This is a genomic window from Actinokineospora sp. NPDC004072, assembly GCF_053604195.1.
Genome location: NZ_JBSGHB010000011.1, coordinates 1 through 14,253, shown reverse-complemented (window position 1 = coordinate 14,253; position 14,253 = coordinate 1). Strand labels below are relative to the sequence as shown.

General features: G+C 71.8%; 16 protein-coding genes. 8 read left to right on the top strand and 8 right to left on the bottom strand.

Annotated elements, in window-relative coordinates; translation table 11 throughout:
• Window positions 1–2 precede the first annotated feature (2 nt).
• Entirely contained in the window at window positions 3–548 is a 546-nt protein-coding gene (locus tag ACWEPX_RS18150; protein ID WP_451898350.1) for a DUF6886 family protein, read from the bottom strand.
• On the bottom strand, window positions 538–1,050 hold the full coding sequence (locus tag ACWEPX_RS18145; protein ID WP_451898349.1) for a helix-turn-helix domain-containing protein: 513 nt from the start codon (window positions 1,048–1,050) through the stop codon (window positions 538–540). Before ACWEPX_RS18145 ends, ACWEPX_RS18150 begins: the two co-directional genes overlap by 11 nt.
• Window positions 1,051–1,089: 39 nt before the next feature.
• Here ACWEPX_RS18145 and ACWEPX_RS18140 point away from each other — a divergent pair, with 39 nt between their 5' ends.
• Window positions 1,090–2,034 (top strand): hypothetical protein, encoded by a 945-nt coding sequence (locus tag ACWEPX_RS18140; RefSeq protein WP_451898348.1) that lies wholly within the window; start codon window positions 1,090–1,092, stop codon window positions 2,032–2,034.
• On the opposite strand, the gene ACWEPX_RS18135 is transcribed toward ACWEPX_RS18140, so the two are convergent.
• The 6 genes from ACWEPX_RS18135 to ACWEPX_RS18110 all read right to left on the bottom strand — a co-directional run bounded on the left by ACWEPX_RS18135 (window position 2,025) and on the right by ACWEPX_RS18110 (window position 6,742).
• A complete protein-coding gene (locus ACWEPX_RS18135; RefSeq protein ID WP_451898347.1) occupies window positions 2,025–2,747 on the bottom strand; it encodes a Tat pathway signal sequence domain protein in 723 nt (240 codons plus the stop codon). The genes ACWEPX_RS18140 and ACWEPX_RS18135 overlap by 10 nt on opposite strands.
• Window positions 2,748–3,527, bottom strand: a complete 780-nt coding sequence (locus ACWEPX_RS18130; RefSeq protein WP_451898346.1) for a succinate dehydrogenase iron-sulfur subunit — start codon at window positions 3,525–3,527, stop codon at window positions 2,748–2,750.
• Complete coding sequence (sdhA, locus tag ACWEPX_RS18125; protein WP_451898345.1) at window positions 3,527–5,278, bottom strand: succinate dehydrogenase flavoprotein subunit; 1,752 nt, start codon at window positions 5,276–5,278, stop codon at window positions 3,527–3,529. The genes ACWEPX_RS18130 and sdhA overlap by 1 nt, the downstream gene beginning before the upstream one ends.
• Window positions 5,279–5,292: 14 nt before the next feature.
• Window positions 5,293–5,703: a succinate dehydrogenase hydrophobic membrane anchor subunit gene (locus tag ACWEPX_RS18120; RefSeq protein ID WP_451898344.1), complete on the bottom strand. Its 411-nt coding sequence runs from the start codon at window positions 5,701–5,703 to the stop codon at window positions 5,293–5,295.
• Between the two features lie 5 nt (window positions 5,704–5,708).
• Complete coding sequence (gene sdhC, locus ACWEPX_RS18115; RefSeq protein WP_451898343.1) at window positions 5,709–6,122, bottom strand: succinate dehydrogenase, cytochrome b556 subunit; 414 nt, start codon at window positions 6,120–6,122, stop codon at window positions 5,709–5,711.
• Window positions 6,123–6,283: 161 nt separating this feature from the next.
• The gene (locus ACWEPX_RS18110; protein ID WP_451898342.1) at window positions 6,284–6,742 is read right to left on the bottom strand and encodes a MarR family winged helix-turn-helix transcriptional regulator; all 459 of its coding nucleotides are present in this window, start codon (window positions 6,740–6,742) and stop codon (window positions 6,284–6,286) included.
• An 81-nt stretch (window positions 6,743–6,823) separates the two neighbouring features.
• Between ACWEPX_RS18110 and ACWEPX_RS18105 the strand changes: the two genes are divergently transcribed.
• The 7 genes from ACWEPX_RS18105 to ACWEPX_RS18075 all read left to right on the top strand — a co-directional run bounded on the left by ACWEPX_RS18105 (window position 6,824) and on the right by ACWEPX_RS18075 (window position 14,057).
• Window positions 6,824–7,186 (top strand): cupin domain-containing protein, encoded by a 363-nt coding sequence (locus tag ACWEPX_RS18105; protein WP_451898341.1) that lies wholly within the window; start codon window positions 6,824–6,826, stop codon window positions 7,184–7,186.
• Window positions 7,187–7,364: 178 nt separating this feature from the next.
• Window positions 7,365–8,411, top strand: a complete 1,047-nt coding sequence (locus ACWEPX_RS18100) for a BMP family lipoprotein (RefSeq protein WP_451898340.1) — start codon at window positions 7,365–7,367, stop codon at window positions 8,409–8,411.
• Window positions 8,412–8,487: 76 nt separating this feature from the next.
• The gene (locus ACWEPX_RS18095) at window positions 8,488–10,032 is read left to right on the top strand and encodes an ABC transporter ATP-binding protein (RefSeq protein ID WP_451898339.1); all 1,545 of its coding nucleotides are present in this window, start codon (window positions 8,488–8,490) and stop codon (window positions 10,030–10,032) included.
• Window positions 10,029–11,147 carry an ABC transporter permease gene (locus ACWEPX_RS18090; RefSeq protein ID WP_451898338.1) on the top strand — a complete coding sequence of 373 codons (1,119 nt, stop codon included), beginning with the start codon at window positions 10,029–10,031 and terminating at the stop codon, window positions 11,145–11,147. Before ACWEPX_RS18095 ends, ACWEPX_RS18090 begins: the two co-directional genes overlap by 4 nt.
• The gene (locus tag ACWEPX_RS18085) at window positions 11,144–12,397 is read left to right on the top strand and encodes an ABC transporter permease (protein WP_451898337.1); all 1,254 of its coding nucleotides are present in this window, start codon (window positions 11,144–11,146) and stop codon (window positions 12,395–12,397) included. Before ACWEPX_RS18090 ends, ACWEPX_RS18085 begins: the two co-directional genes overlap by 4 nt.
• Window positions 12,394–12,777: a cytidine deaminase gene (locus ACWEPX_RS18080; RefSeq protein ID WP_451898336.1), complete on the top strand. Its 384-nt coding sequence runs from the start codon at window positions 12,394–12,396 to the stop codon at window positions 12,775–12,777. The genes ACWEPX_RS18085 and ACWEPX_RS18080 overlap by 4 nt, the downstream gene beginning before the upstream one ends.
• Window positions 12,778–12,782: 5 nt before the next feature.
• Window positions 12,783–14,057, top strand: coding sequence for a thymidine phosphorylase (locus tag ACWEPX_RS18075; protein WP_451898335.1), 1,275 nt, complete (start codon window positions 12,783–12,785; stop codon window positions 14,055–14,057).
• Window positions 14,058–14,253: the final 196 nt, after the last annotated feature.

Here is a 14,253-nt window from a genome sequence, read left to right as displayed (position 1 = left end):
GGTCACGCCCCGCCCGGGGGCGTGGCCCCACCTCGGGCGTTGCGCAGGCGGATGCCGCTGAAGCCGAGGGTGGTGGTGACGACCGCCGCCCAGAACGGCTGGAGGGCGGGCAGCACGCGGAGCTGGATGCCCGCCTCCTCGTGCAGCGCGAACAGGTCGCCGACGCGCTCCGGTGGGCCGAGGGGGGTCACCGGGACGGTGGCGACGTGGGCGTGGTCGCCGTGCGGGGTGAAGAGGTGGGCCGGGAGCCGGTAGGCGTACAGCCGGACCGAGCGCATCGCGTCCAGCCAGGCGTACTCGACGGCGTGGACCCGGGTGCCGCCGCCCGGGCCGAGGATCAGGGCCTGGTCCTCGGCGGTGGTGCTGGGGGTGGCCCAGGCCATCGCCCGGGGGCATTGGCGGGGGAACCAGTAGTCGGGGGAGCGGTCGGCGTCCACCGCCCAGACGTACGGGTCGGGGGCGCGGGCCGTGCGGGCGACGTGCGGGGTGAAGACGGTGATCGTCGGGTCCTCGGAGAAGTGCAGGACCTCGCCGGGCTCAGGGCGCATGGGACCGCCGCACCAGGGGCAGGTACACCTCGTCGACGATCTCCACGATCACCTCGTCGGGCACGGCGGCCAGGCCGCGGGTCAGGTACTCGCTGCGCAGCAGGTCGATGGCGACCGTGGCCACCCTGGGGTGCACGTCGCCCGCGATGCGCTGCCAGACCGGCGCGGCGGGCAGGTCGCGCAGCAGCTGCGGGTCGACCTCGGCGACGAGGCCGCGCAGGAGGTCGAAGCGGGCCGATGCGTTGACCCGGCGCAGCAGGGTCAGCACGTCCGAGCGCAGGTCGCCGGTCTCGGGCGGGGTCAGCTCGGCCTCGGCCAGCTCGCGGTAGGCGGCCAGGGCGAGGGCGGCGCGGTTGGGCCAGCGGCGGTAGATGGCGTTCTTGTTCGTGCCCGCCCGCGCGGCCACGCGGTCCATCGTCAGCCCCGCGTAGCCGGATTCGGCCAGCTCGGCGACCGCGGCGTCGAGGATCGCGCGTTCCAGGGTCGCACCGCGTCGACGCACCGTGGCCTCCAATAGGGTACTGGGAGTACCTTAACGAGCATGCGGATCAAAGGCATCACCTACGACACCGGCTTCCTCAACGGTACGGCGACCACCCGGCCCACCTTCGACCCCCAGGACGTGGCCCGCGACCTGCGCGCCATCCGCCACGACCTGCGCTGCGCCGCCGTGCGCCTCACCGGCGGCGACCTCGACCGCCTCGACCTGGCCGCCCGGCTCGCCGCCGAGGTGGGCCTGGAGGTCTGGTTCTCCCCGTTCACCTGCGAGGTGCCCGCCGACGACCTGCTGGCCATGCTCGCCGACGGTGCCGAGCGGATGGCCCGCGTGGACGGCCGCGTCGTGTTCCTCACCGGCTCGGAGCTGAGCCTGTTCACCCCCGGGTTCATCCCCGGCGAGACCGTCCACGACCGCCTGCCGAACCTCGCGGGCGACCGCGCGGGCCTGCCGGAGCGGATCAACGACTTCCTCGCCGAGGCCGTGCGGGTCGTCCGCGCGCGCTTCGACGGCCCGGTCAGCTACGCCTCGCTGCCGTTCGAGGGCGTCGACTGGACCCCGTTCGACTTCGTGGCCACCGACGCCGCCTACCGCGACGCCACCAACGCCGCCACCTTCGCCGAGCAGATCCGCGCCGCCGTCGCCGCGGCGGGCAAACCCCTGGCGATCACCGAGTTCGGCTGCACCACCCACCGCGGCGCCGCCGCCCTCGGCGGCCGCGGCGACTCGCTCATCCGCTGGTCCGCCGACGGCGCCCCGGCCGGCCTGACCCACGAGGTCATCCGCGACGAGACCGAGCAGGCCCAGTACCTCCGCGAGCTGCTGACCACCTTCACCGACGCGGGCGTCGACGCCGCCTTCGTCAACACCTTCGCCCGCTACGACCTGCCCGACGCCCTCGACCCCGCCAGCTACGGCATCGTCACCACCCACCCCGACGGCACCTGGCACCCCAAGGAAGCCTTCGCCGCCGTCGCCGATCACCCCTGAGGCGCCCACTGGTACGCGCGGAGGTCGCGGATGTCCAGGTGGCAGTCCCGCAGGGCGTCGTCGCCGAGGGCGCGGTAGATGCCCCACTTGGGCCGGACCCGGTCCGGCAGCCAGGTGCCCACCCCGTCCGCCCCGGCGTCGACCACCCGCCCGCCGTCGAGCCGCCACCGCAGCCACCCGGCCTCGGCGACGAGCATCGCCAGGTCGACATCCACCCAGCGGTCGCGCAGCGGCGCGAGACCCGCCGCCCCGACCAGCACCCGCCCCGCCTTCAGCTCGACGAGCTCAGCGCCACCGCGCCTGCGCAGCGACATCACCACCAGGGGAAGCGTCCCCGTGCCGGGCGGCATGACCTGGAAGATGTGGGTGAACGACCTGGTCGCGCCCAGGCTGCGGGGGATGCGCATGCGGTAGGCCAGCCGCCAGACCTCGCCCCGGCCCAGGACCAGGTGGCGGCCGTCGGGCAGCCGCATCCCCTTGACCTCCTGCCGCTGCCGGTCACCACGGCGGTCCCGGTCGACCAGGTGCATCGAGAACCGGTAGGCGTCGCCGCGCACGCCGATGTGCGGCACCCCCGCCGGGTGCGACCCGGCCCGGTCGTCCTCGACCCCCTCGAACGCCGCCAGCCCGTCCCGCGCCGCGGACGGCGACCAGCGCAAATGCCAGGTCCCCGCGCCGAGCGGACGCGGGGACCCGGGGAGCGCCGGTGCCATTCAGCGGCGGAACATCAGGGCGCGCTTGACCTCTTGGATGGCCTTGGTGACCTGGATGCCGCGCGGGCAGGCGTCGGTGCAGTTGAAGGTGGTGCGGCAGCGCCAGACGCCCTCGGCGTCGTTGAGGATGTCCAGGCGTTCCTGGGCGCCCTCGTCGCGGCTGTCGAAGATGAAGCGGTGGGCGTTGACGATGGCGGCGGGGCCGAAGTAGCTGCCCTCGGTCCAGTACACCGGGCACGAGGTGGTGCAGCAGGCGCACAGGATGCACTTGGTCGTGTCGTCGAAGCGCTCGCGGTCGGCGACGGACTGGATGCGCTCGCGGGTGGGCTCGTTGCCGTAGGTGATCAGGAACGGCTTGACCGCGCGGTAGGCCTCCATGAAGGGCTCCATGTCCACCAGGAGGTCCTTGTGGACGGGCAGGCCCTTGATCGGCGCCACGGTGATCGTGGTGTGCTTGCCCTTGCCCGCCATCAGGTCCTTCACCAGGACCTTGCACGCGAGCCGGTTCACGCCGTTGATCTGCATGGCGTCGGAGCCGCAGATGCCGTGGGCGCAGGAGCGGCGGAAGGTCAGCGTGCCGTCGATGTACCACTTGATGTAGTGCAGCAGGTTCAGCACGCGGTCGGTCGGCAGCGCGGGCACGCCGAAGGACTGCCAGGTGGCCTCGTCGCCGGTCTCCGGGTTGTACCGCAGCACCTTGACGGTGACGGTGACGGCGCCTTCGGGCACCGGCGGCATGGTGCCGCGGGAGCCGGTCTGCTCAGCGGTCGCAGCGGTCATCAGTACTTGCGCTCCATCGGCTTGTACCGGGTGAAGGTCACCGGCTTGTAGTCCAGGCGGATGTCCGCCTTCAGGCCGTCGCCCTGCTTGTAGAACATGCTGTGGCGCATGTAGTTCGTGTCGTCGCGGTTGGGGTAGTCCTCGCGCGCGTGCCCGCCGCGGGACTCCTTGCGCTCCAGCGCGCCCACGACCAGGACCTCCGCCAGCTCCAGCAGGAAGCCCAGCTCGACGGCTTCGAGCAGGTCGGTGTTGAACCGCTTGCCCTTGTCCTGCACGGTGACGTGGGCGTAGCGGTCCTTGAGCGCCTGCACGTCGTGCAGGGCCTGCTTGAGCGTCTCCTCGGTGCGGTACACCGAGGCGTTGGCGTCCATCGTGGCCTGCAGCTCGGTGCGGATGTCGGCGACGCGCTCGCGGCCGTGGTCGGACAGCAGGTGCTCGACCTGCTCCTGCACCTGGGCCGCCGGGTCGGCGGGCAGGTCGACGAAGCCGTGCCCGTTGGCGTACTCGGCGGCGGCGATGCCCGCCCTGCGGCCGAAGACGTTGATGTCCAGCAGCGAGTTGGTGCCCAGCCGGTTGGCCCCGTGCACCGACACGCAGGCGCACTCGCCCGCGGCGTACAGGCCGGGGACGACGTTGTCGTTGTCGCGCAGGACCTCGCCGTGGACGTTGGTGGGGATGCCGCCCATCGCGTAGTGCGCGGTCGGGTAGACCGGCACCGGCTCCTTCACCGGGTCGACCGCCAGGTAGGTGCGGGCGAACTCGGTGATGTCGGGCAGCTTGGACTCCAGGACCTCGGCGCCCAGGTGCGTGCAGTCCAGCAGCACGTAGTCCTTGTTCGGGCCTGCGCCGCGGCCTTCCAGCACCTCCAGGGCCATCGACCGCGCCACGATGTCCCGGGGGGCGAGATCCTTGATGGTCGGGGCGTAGCGCTCCATGAACCGCTCGCCGGAGGCGTTGCGCAGGATCGCGCCCTCGCCGCGGGCGCCCTCGGTCAGCAGGATGCCCAGGCCCGCCAGGCCGGTCGGGTGGAACTGGTAGAACTCCATGTCCTCCAGCGGCAGGCCCTTGCGGAACACGATGCCCATGCCGTCGCCGGTGAGCGTGTGCGCGTTGGAGGTCGTCTTGAACACCTTGCCGAAGCCGCCGGTGGCGAACACGACCGCCTTGGCCTGGAAGACGTGGATCTCGCCGGTGGCCAGCTCGTAGGCGACCGCGCCGGTGCAGACCGGGCCGTTCTCGGTCTCGGTCAGGCAGATGTCGAGGACGTAGAACTCGTTGAAGAACTCGATGCCGTGCTTGACGCAGTTCTGGTACAGCGTCTGCAGGATCATGTGGCCGGTGCGGTCGGCGGCGTAGCAGGCCCGGCGCACGGCGGCCTCGCCGTGGTTGCGGGTGTGCCCGCCGAAGCGCCGCTGGTCGATCTTGCCCTCGGGCGTGCGGTTGAACGGCAGGCCCATCTTCTCCAGGTCGAGGACGGCGTCGATGGCCTCCTTCGCCATGATCTCGGCGGCGTCCTGGTCGACCAGGTAGTCACCGCCCTTGATCGTGTCGAAGGTGTGCCACTCCCAGTTGTCCTCTTCGACGTTGGCCAGCGCGGCGCACATGCCGCCCTGGGCGGCGCCGGTGTGCGAGCGGGTCGGGTAGAGCTTGGTGAGGACCGCGGTGCGGCTGCGCTGCCCGGCCTCGATGGCCGCCCGCATGCCCGCGCCGCCTGCGCCGACGATCACGACGTCGTACTTGTGGAACCGCATCTTCAGCTTCTTCCCTAGTTCGCGCTGATGTTCGGGTCGAAGGTGAAGATCACGTACGTGCCGAGGAGCAGGATCAGCACCATCGAGACGTAGAGCATCATCTTCAGCCAGAACCGCGTCGAGTCCTTGCGGGCGTAGTCGTTGATGATCGTGCGCAGGCCGTTGCCGCCGTGGATCTCCGCCAGCCACAGCATCGCCAGGTCCCAGACCTGCCAGAACGGGCTGGCCCAGCGCCCGGCCACGAACGCGAAGTCGATGCGGTGCACGCCGCCGTCGGCGATGTTCATGATGAACAGGTGCCCGAGCACCAGCACCACCAGCGCCATGCCGGAGATGCGCATGAACAGCCAGGAGATCATCTCGAAGTTGCTGCGCCGGGCGGCGGGCCTGCGCGGGCTGCGGGGCTTGTCCAGTGCCATCGTCATCGTGGTCAGCCCCCGAACATCTCGGTGACGGTGCGCTGCATCATGAAGTAGGTGCCGGGGATCATCACCAGGACCCAGACGGCCAGGATGACCCACAGCATCGGCCGCTGGTAGCGGGCGCCCTTCTCCCAGAAGTCCACCAGCATGACCCGGATGCCGTTGAGCGCGTGGTAGAGCACGGCCCCGACCAGGCCGACCTCCAGCAGGTTCACCAGCGGCGTCTTGTAGGTGGCGATGACCTCGTCGTAGGCGTTCGGCGAGACCCGGACCAGCGCCGTGTCCAGCACGTGCGCGAACAGGAAGAAGAAGGTCGCCACACCGGTGATCCGGTGGGCCACCCAGGACCACATGCCGGGGTCGCCGCGGTACAGCGTCCCGCGCGCACCGGCCTTCCCGGTGGTGATGGCCGTGTCGGACATCGGGTACCGGCCCTCCAACGTCGCTGATGGACTCTCGGCCGGTGCGGGAGCCGCTGGAACCCGGCCTTGACCTGTCGGATGCTAGACCCGTCCGACACTGGGCACCCAACGCGCCGATCCCCTCTGTGACCGACGAGACACGCGCGCGGGATCGCCCGGTTTCACCAGATCGGGCGCAGCGGCGGCGGCGTGTCGCCCGCCAGCGCGCGGATCACCCTGCTCAGGTCGGCCTTGAGCCCGGGGAGATCGCCACCGAGGCGGTCGGCGATCTCCGCCTCCAGCGTCCGCATGGTGTGACCCGCCACCATCAGGTGATCCTCGGCACGCCCGGTCAGCACGACCAGCCGCCGCCGCCCGCCCGCCGGGTGCGGGGCCCGCCGCACGTACCCCTTGCGCTCCAGCTCGTCGACCATCTGGCCTGCGGCCTGCTTGGTGACCCCGAGGGCGTCGGCCAGCTCGGTGCTGGTCAGCCCGCCGCCGCGCAGCGCCTGGAAGGCCATGCCGTGGACCGGGCGCAGGTCGTCGGCGGCCAGCCGGGCGGTGAACTCCCCGAGCACGGCCTGGAAGGCCATCCCGAGCAGGAAGGCCAGCTCGGTGCGGGCCAGCGGGTCCTCGGTCATGCCCCCATCTTGACGCGCTCGGTGACAAGTGGCTTTACTCATCCCTTGAGTAAAGCCACTTTACACAGGAGGAGAAGTCGAGTGATCGTCACGACCGGGGACCGGATCACCGCCACCCCCAACGCGACCATGCACGGCCTGGCCGCGCCGAGCGTCGGCTCGACCGAGCTGAGCACCTGGCGGGTGGAGATGCTCGCGGGCAGCGCCGGGCCGGAGCACGTCGTCGACCGCGAGCAGGTGCTCATGCCGGTCAGCGGGTCGCTGGAGATCACCGTGGACGGTGCGGTGGAGGTCTGCGGGCCGGGCGAGGCCGCCGTCCTGCCCGCGGGCGCCACCCGCCGGATCGCCGCGCAGGCCGACGCCGTCGCCCTGGTCGCCATGCCCGCCGGGGCGCGCGTGCTGGCCGAGGGCCGCGCGCCGGGCCCGCTGCCGTGGGCGGTCTGACCCCGGTCCGTCACGCCGCGTGCCCGGCCGGGTGGAAGATTTGTATTCATCGTCAACGATTGGGTCACAGCGGGCCTTCGGTGCGGGGAGCGTTCGTACCAGCGGGTACGGTTCCGCGGATAGCTAAGTCGCGACCCGGTAACCCCGGGCGTCTCGGAAGGAGAAAGCCTTGCGCCGAATGCGAGGAGTTCGACTCGCCGCCGGGCTGTTCGCGCTGGGCATCGGCCTGGCGTCCTGCGCGTCGGACACCCAGCCCGCCGGGAACGGGGGCACCTCGGGCGCGCCAGCCGCGTCGGCGGTGAAGGTCGGCCTGGCCTACGACATCGGCGGCCGCGGGGACCAGTCCTTCAACGACTCCGCCGCCCGCGGCCTGGACAAGGCCAAGGCCGAGTTCGGCATCGAGGTGACCGAGCTGGAGGCCGCGCAGGGCGAGACCGACGCGCAGAAGGAGGACCGGCTGCGCCAGCTCGCCGAGAGCGGCCACAACCTGATCATCGCCGTCGGCTTCGCCTACGAGAAGTCGCTCTCGGCCGCCGCGGCCGACTACCCCGACGTCCACTTCGCGATCATCGACAGCGAGAACCCCAAGGGCGACAACGTCGCCAACCTGACCTTCGCCGAGCACGAGGGCTCCTTCCTGGTCGGCGTCGTCGCGGGCCTGAAGAGCAAGACGGGCAACGTGGGCTTCATCGGCGGCGTGAACACCCCGCTGATCCAGAAGTTCGAGGTCGGCTTCGAGCAGGGCGTCAAGGCCGTCAAGCCGGACGCGACGGTGCAGGTCAAGTACCTGACCCAGCCGCCGGACTTCACCGGCTTCAACGACCCGGCCAAGGGCACCACCGCGGCCAACGGCATGTTCGACGCGGGCGCCGACGTGGTCTACGCGGCGGCGGGCGGCTCCGGCACCGGCGTCTTCGAGGCCGCCAAGGCCAAGGGCAAGATGGGCATCGGCGTCGACTCCGACCAGTACAACCTGCCCGCGCTGGCCAACGTCAAGGACGTCATCATCACCTCGATGGTGAAGAACGTCGACGTGTCGGTCTTCGACGTGATCAAGTCCGTCAAGGACGGCCAGTTCAAGGCGGGCCCGCAGGTCTACGACCTGAAGGCGGGCGGCGTCTCCTACTCCACCAGCGGCGGCAAGATCGATGACATCGTGCCGCAGATCGAGGAGTACGAGCAGAAGATCACCTCGGGCGAGATCCAGGTCAAGGCGACGAAGTAAGCGCCAGCCGCAGGCGGACCCGGGGACCTTGCCCGGGTCCGCCTCGGCGTTCCCCTGCTAGGACAAGGAAGCGGCCGTGTCTACCGAGCCACCGGGCGGCGACCCCGCCCTCGCCGTCGAGCTGACCGGGATCACCAAGCGCTTTCCCGGCGTCGTCGCCAACTCCGATGTGAACATCGCCGTCCGCCCCGGCACCGTGCACGCGCTGGTCGGGGAGAACGGGGCGGGCAAGTCCACCCTGATGAAGATCCTCTACGGGATGCAGCGGCCCGACGAGGGCGCCATCGCCGTCAACGGGTCCCCGGTGGACTTCCACACCCCGGCCGACGCGATCCGGGCGGGCATCGGCATGGTGCACCAGCACTTCATGCTCGCCGACAACCTGACCGTGCTGGAGAACGTCGTCCTCGGCGACGAGCCGCGCCGCGGGGTCGGCCTGGACTTCGCCGCGGCCCGCAAGCGCATCAAGGAGATCTCCGACGCCTACGGCCTCGGCGTGCGGCCGGACCGGCTGGTCGACGAGCTGGGCGTGGGCGAGCGCCAGCGGGTGGAGATCCTCAAGGTCCTCTACCGCGGCGCGCGCATTCTCATCCTCGACGAGCCGACCGCGGTGCTGGTGCCGCAGGAGGTCGACGAGCTGTTCGGCAACCTGCGCGACCTCAAGGCCGAGGGCCTGACCATCCTGTTCATCTCCCACAAGCTCGACGAGGTCCTCTCCGTCGCCGACGACATCACCGTCATGCGCCGCGGCACCACCGTGGCCAGCGTCGAGCCCGCGGCGACGACCGCGCGCCAGCTCGCCGAGCTGATGGTCGGCAGCGCGCTGCCGGTCCCGGAGCTGCGCGAGTCCACCGTCACCGACCGGCCGGTGCTCACCGTGTCGAACCTGACGCTGGCCGACGCCGACGGCCGCAAGGTCCTCGACGACATCTCCTTCACCATCCACGCGGGCGAGGTCCTGGGCATCGCGGGCGTCGAGGGCAACGGGCAGGCCGAGCTGGTGGAGGCCCTCATGGGCATCCGCAAGCCCGACTCCGGCGCCATCCAGCTCGGCGACCGCGACATCTCCCGGCTGTCGACCCGCGCCCGGCGCGAGGCGGGCATGGGCTACGTGCCCGAGGACCGCCACCGCCAGGGCGTGCTGCTGGAGGCCACGCTCTGGGAGAACCGCGTCCTGGGCCACCAGACCCGCAGGCCCAACGCGCGCGGCCCGCTGATCGACCGGCGCTCGGCGCGCGCGGACACCCAGCGCATCGTGGAGACCTACGACGTGCGCACCCCGGGCATCGACGTGCACGCCTCGGCGCTGTCCGGCGGCAACCAGCAGAAGCTGATCGTCGGCCGGGAGATGTCCGGCAACCCGGTCGTGCTCATCGCCTCCCACCCCACCCGCGGTGTGGACGTCGGCGCGCAGGCGGCCATCTGGGACCACATCCGCCGCGCCCGCGCCGAGCACCTCGCGGTGCTGCTCATCTCCGCCGACCTCGACGAGCTGATCGGCATGTCCGACACCCTGGCCGTGATCCTGCGCGGCCGCCTCGTCGCCGACTACGACCCCGCGACCGTCACGCCCCAGGACCTGGGCTCGGCGATGACCGGCGCCGGGAGGGATGCCGAATGAGGACCCTGTCCGCGCGGTCGGTCCTGCTGGGCCTGGCCGCCCCGCTCGGGGCGCTGCTGTTCGCGGTGCTCGTGTGCGCGCTGATCCTGATCGTCTCCGGGCACTCCCCGGTGACCGCGGTGGACTCGCTGGTCACCTCGGCGAGCAGGCCGCGCACCACCATCAACTCCATCAACAGCGCGATCGGGTACTACCTGGCCGCGGTCGCGGTGGCCATCGGCTTCCGGATGAAGCTGTTCAACATCGGCGTCGACGGGCAGTACCGGCTGGCGGCCATGCTCTCGGCCGCGCTCGCCGGCGCGGCGTTCATGGAGTCGCTGCCGTCGGTGCTGCGCGTGCTGATGACCATCGTGGCCGCCATGCTGGTCGGCGCGGTGTGGGCCGGGATCGCCGCGCTGCTCAAGGTGACCCGCGGCGTCAGCGAGGTCATCACCACGATCATGCTGAACGCCATCGCCACCAACCTGGTCGCCTACCTGCTCAACCCGGACCGGCTGGCCGAGGCGGTGCCCGGCTCCAACAACATCAGCACCCGGCCGATCACCGAGGGCGGGCAGGTCGCGGGCATCCCGATCCCGGGCTCGACCTCGCCGCTGCTCGGCCTGGTCTTCCTGGCGATCGCCGTCGGCGTCGGCTACTGGTTCCTCTTCGGCCGCACCCGGCTGGGCTTCGAGATCAAGGCGACCGGGCTCAGCGAGTCGGCCGCGGTGGCCAGCGGCGTCAGCGTCAAGAAGATGGTCGTGCTGTCGATGCTGCTCTCCGGGGCCATCGCGGGCCTGATCGGCATGCCGCAGCTGCTGGGCTCCGCGCACTCCTACGCCCTGGACTTCCCGCCGGGCCTGGGCTTCATCGGCATCGCGGTCGCGCTGCTGGGCCGCAACCACCCGATCGGGATGGCCTTCGCCGCGCTGCTGTGGGGCTTCCTCGACAACGCATCGACCTCGCTGGACATCGCGGGGGTGCCGCGCGAGATCGTGGTGATCATGCAGGGCGTGATCGTGCTGTCCGTCGTCGTCGCCTACGAGCTGGTGCGCCGCTACCGCGTGCGCGCCGAGCAGCGCGACGTCGGGCGCGCCCTGGCCATCCAGAAGTCGCCTGAGGAGGTGTCGGTGTGAGCGGCGGACTGGCAGTCGGGCAGCCGAGCGCGCCCGCGGCGAAGCGCGCGTCGCGCTCGCCGCTGACCTACGCGCTGGTGGCGCTGGGCGCGCTGCTGGTGCTCTCCGCGGTCCGGGTGATCACCGGGGCCGACGACCTGACCTCCACCGGCAGCGTGCAGGCCGCGCTGACCGCGGCGGTGCCGATCGCGATGGCCGCGCTGGCCGGGCTCTGGGCCGAGCGCGCGGGCGTGATCAACATCGGCCTGGAGGGCATGATGGTGCTGGGCACCTTCGGCGCCGGGTACGCGGGCTACCAGTGGGGGCCGTGGGCGGGCGTGGTGTTCGGCCTGCTCCTGGGCGTCTTCGGCGGGCTGCTGCACGCGGTGGCCACGGTGACCTTCGGCGTCGACCACATCATCTCCGGGGTCGCGATCAACCTGCTGGCCCCGGGCGCGGCGCTGTTCCTGTCCAAGCAGTTCTTCTCCGACGCCCCCGGCGGCGGGCAGAAGCAGTCCCCGCGCATCGAGGACGCCCAGAAGGTGTCGGTGCCGGGCCTGCCCGAGCTGCTCGGGTCGATCGAGGAGAAGCGCTGGTTCTTCGTCTCGGACCTGGCGGGCATCCTGCGCGGGCTGACGACGCAGGTGTCGCTGCTGACGATCCTGGCGGTGCTCGCGATCGTGGTGTCCGGCTTCGTGCTGTGGCGCACGGCCTTCGGCCTGCGGCTGCGCTCCTGCGGCGAGGCGCCGATCGCGGCGGAGTCGCTGGGCGTCAACGTCTACAAGTACAAGTACCTGGCCGTGCTGGCCTCCGGCGGCTTCGCCGGGCTGGGCGGGGCGATCCTGGCGGTCACCTCCGGGCAGTTCCGCGACGGGCAGACCGGCGGCCGCGGCTTCATCGGCCTGGCCGCGATGATCTTCGGCAACTGGCGGCCGGGCGGCCTGGCCACCGGCGCGGGCCTGTTCGGCTACAGCGACGCGCTGGCCCTGCGCGGCTCGCTCGCGGTGCACGCGCTGCTGTTGCTGCTGGCCATCGCGCTGGTCGTGGTCGCCGTCTGGCAGTACCGGGAGGGCGCGGTGGTGCTCTCCGCGGTCTCGGCGGGCATCGGCGTGCTGTTCGCCTGGTGGTACTTCAGCAGCGACGGCATCCCGGGCGAGCTGGTGGGCGCGGCGCCGTACGTGGTCACGATCCTGGTCCTGGCGCTGGCCTCGCAGCGGCTGCGCGCCCCGCGCGCGGTCGGCGAGATCTACCGCAGGGGTGAGGGCAAGTGACCGACTGGGAGGCGCTGCGGGCGGCGGCCGTCGAGGCCGCCGCGCTGGCCTACTGCCCGTACTCCGGGCTGCAGGTCGGCGCGGCCGCGCTGGTCGACGACGGGCGCGTGGTGACCGGCTGCAACGTCGAGAACGCCGCGTACGGGGTCGGCCTGTGCGCCGAGTGCGCGCTGGCCGGGCAGCTGCGGCTGACCGGCGGCGGCAGGCTGGTGGCGCTGGCCTGCCGCAGCGGGCAGGGCGAGCTGCTGATGCCGTGCGGGCGCTGCCGCCAGGTCATCTACGAGCTGGGCGGCCCGGACTGCCTGGTCGACACCCCGCGCGGCCCGCTGCCGATGTCGGCGGTGCTGCCGGACGCCTTCGGACCGGAGCAGCTACCGTGACCGGCATGCACACCGCCGTCGACGTCATCCGCGCCAAGCGCGACGGCCACCGCCTCACCGACGACCAGATCGACTGGGTGGTCGCCGCCTACACCCGCGGCGACGTCGCCGACGAGCAGATGGCCGCGCTGGCGATGGCCGTCTACCTCAACGGGATGACCGCGGCGGAGACCGCCCGCTGGACGGCGGCGATGATCGCCTCCGGGTCCACGTTGGACCTATCGGTGGACCGGCCGACGGTCGACAAGCACTCCACCGGCGGCGTCGGCGACAAGATCACCCTGCCGCTGGCCCCGCTGGTCGCCGCCTGCGGCGCGGCGGTCCCGCAGCTGTCCGGCCGCGGCCTCGGGCACACCGGCGGCACGCTGGACAAGCTGGAGTCGATCCCCGGCTGGCGCGCCCGCCTCTCCGACGCCGAGATCACCGCCCAGCTGGCCGACGTCGGCGCGGTGGTCTGCGCGGCGACCGAGGGCCTGGCCCCCGCCGACCGCAAGCTCTACGCCCTGCGCGACGTCACCGGCACCGTCGAGTCGATCCCGCTGATCGCCAGCTCGATCATGTCCAAGAAGATCGCCGAGGGCGCCGACGCCCTGGTGCTGGACGTGAAGTGCGGCTCGGGCGCGTTCATGAAGACCCCCGAGGACGCCCGCGCGCTGGCCACGGCGCTGGTGGAGATCGGCGTCGCCCACGGCAGGCGCGTGTCCGCGCTGATCACCGACATGTCCGTCCCGCTGGGCCGGGCCGTGGGCAACGCCCTAGAGGTCGCGGAATCGATCGACGTCCTGCGCGGCGGCGGCCCCTCCGATGTGGTGGAGCTGACCGTCGCCCTCGCCCGCGAGATGCTGGCGCTGGCCGGTCTGTCCGATGTGGACCCTGCTGAGGTGCTGGCTTCCGGCCGCGCGTACGAGGTGTGGGAGCGGATGATCCGCGCCCAGGGAGGCGACCCGGACGCGCCGCTGCCGACCGCGGCTCACGTGCACACGGTCACGGCTGCCCGGTCCGGTGTCCTCACCGGCCTCGACGCCTATGCCGTCGGCGTTGCGGCGTGGCGGCTGGGGGCTGGGCGGGCGCGCAAGGAGGACCCGGTGCAGGCGGCGGCTGGGGTGCTGTGCCTGGCGAAGCCGGGGGATGCGGTGGAGTCGGGCGCTCCGCTGCTGGAGCTGCACACCGACACGCCGGACGCTGTTCCTGCGGCGTTGGCGGCCCTGTCGGATGCTGTCGTGATCGCCGATGAGGCGGCTGGGCGTGGGTCGTTGGTCCTGGAGACCATCCGGGGTTAGGCCGGGCGGCGTCGTTGCGCGGGTGCGGCTCTGGGCGCGACTTCCGGCGCGATGCGCGGTTCCGGCGGTGGTTGCGTGGGCTTGGTTGCGCGGGTTGCTTTGTGGGTCCGATGGGGTGAACTCGCATTCGCGGGGACCCCTAAGCGAAACGCCGCTTGGGCGTGAAGGCGGTGAAGGCGGGCGGAGCCCGTTCACG

Bases quoted from the DNA above. Each gene is read 5' to 3' on its own strand.
- ACWEPX_RS18150 (WP_451898350.1), bottom strand. From the start codon at position 548: ATGCGCCCTGAGCCCGGCGAGGTCCTGCACTTCTCCGAGGACCCGACG.
- ACWEPX_RS18140 (WP_451898348.1), top strand. From the start codon at position 1,090: ATGCGGATCAAAGGCATCACCTACGACACCGGCTTCCTCAACGGTACG.
- ACWEPX_RS18135 (WP_451898347.1), bottom strand. From the start codon at position 2,747: ATGGCACCGGCGCTCCCCGGGTCCCCGCGTCCGCTCGGCGCGGGGACC.
- ACWEPX_RS18130 (WP_451898346.1), bottom strand. From the start codon at position 3,527: ATGACCGCTGCGACCGCTGAGCAGACCGGCTCCCGCGGCACCATGCCG.
- sdhA (WP_451898345.1), bottom strand. From the start codon at position 5,278: ATGCGGTTCCACAAGTACGACGTCGTGATCGTCGGCGCAGGCGGCGCG.
- ACWEPX_RS18120 (WP_451898344.1), bottom strand. From the start codon at position 5,703: ATGACGATGGCACTGGACAAGCCCCGCAGCCCGCGCAGGCCCGCCGCC.
- sdhC (WP_451898343.1), bottom strand. From the start codon at position 6,122: ATGTCCGACACGGCCATCACCACCGGGAAGGCCGGTGCGCGCGGGACG.
- ACWEPX_RS18110 (WP_451898342.1), bottom strand. From the start codon at position 6,742: ATGACCGAGGACCCGCTGGCCCGCACCGAGCTGGCCTTCCTGCTCGGG.
- ACWEPX_RS18100 (WP_451898340.1), top strand. From the start codon at position 7,365: ATGCGAGGAGTTCGACTCGCCGCCGGGCTGTTCGCGCTGGGCATCGGC.
- ACWEPX_RS18090 (WP_451898338.1), top strand. From the start codon at position 10,029: ATGAGGACCCTGTCCGCGCGGTCGGTCCTGCTGGGCCTGGCCGCCCCG.
- ACWEPX_RS18075 (WP_451898335.1), top strand. From the start codon at position 12,783: ATGCACACCGCCGTCGACGTCATCCGCGCCAAGCGCGACGGCCACCGC.